Origin of the sequence: Acinetobacter sp. AND/436 (genome assembly GCF_049546925.1) — a bacterium.
Classification (GTDB): Bacteria; Pseudomonadota; Gammaproteobacteria; order Pseudomonadales; family Moraxellaceae; genus Acinetobacter; species Acinetobacter indicus.
Genome location: NZ_JBMXBO010000043.1, coordinates 1 through 940 on the forward strand (window position 1 = coordinate 1; position 940 = coordinate 940).

General features: G+C 38.3%; 1 protein-coding gene. It reads right to left on the reverse strand.

Going from position 1 to position 940, the window contains the following annotated elements; all coding sequences use genetic code 11:
* Nucleotides 1–940: RNA-guided endonuclease InsQ/TnpB family protein (locus ACPEPR_RS13800; protein ID WP_423562566.1), on the reverse strand; the 940-nt coding region annotated here is incomplete at both ends.

Genomic DNA, 940 nt, shown 5'->3' on the forward strand with positions numbered 1-940 from the left:
ACCTCTGCGCCCACTAGATGACAAATGATTGTCATCCAACAGCGTTCCACTGTCTAAAATTAAATTAATCGCCCTGTTCTTAATAACAACTGATGCATTGTGATCTGCATTGTCAATGTGTCCACAACTCACGCATTTAAACTTGTCTTGGCTTTTGCGATTGTCGGGGTGAGTGTGACCGCATAAAGCGCACTCTTGACTTGTATAAGAAGCATTGATGGTAAATACCGCTTTACCTAGCTTAACTGCTTTGTAAGCTAGGAATGATGCAATTCTATGCCAACCCACGTTCAGGATAGATTTGTTTAAGCCTGCTTTGGCTTTAGCCTTATTAGGAATAAATCGACCTGATTCATCGATCTTTGGTAAAGGCTTTTTAGTCATGCTCTTGGTATTTAATTTTTCAAAGATAAATACCTTAGCTAAACCATTAACTAGGCTATGACTTGTCTTATGAGCAAAGTCCTTGCGAATATTGGCTTTCTTAGAGTGATGCACCGCAATTCGATGTTTAGTCTTAGCTCTTCGGTTTGAGCCTTTTACTTGTCGAGCGAGTTTTCTTTGCAGTCGCTTAATGTAGCGATCTGCTTTTGTTAAATGATTCTTTTGTTCTTTAGAGAAATCAAATTCTTCATAGCCTGCATGAACAGGAATGGTGACACCACGATCTATACCAACCACTATTTTTTGTAGTTGTTCTTCGTCCATGCCCTGCAAATGATCTAACTGTCTTTTGGCGTATTTTTTAGCATCGAATTTCTTACCGTCAAACTCTTGAATCTCAACACCATCTTCATAGCAGAAAGAAACGAAATATTGACCACGCTCTTTGCGAATATAAAGGGATTTCGGTTCTTTAAAGTTAGCATGAGCCTTAAAACTTAATGAGCCTATATTAAATTTTTTACCACCGATATATAGCTTGCGCTTATTTCTTTCC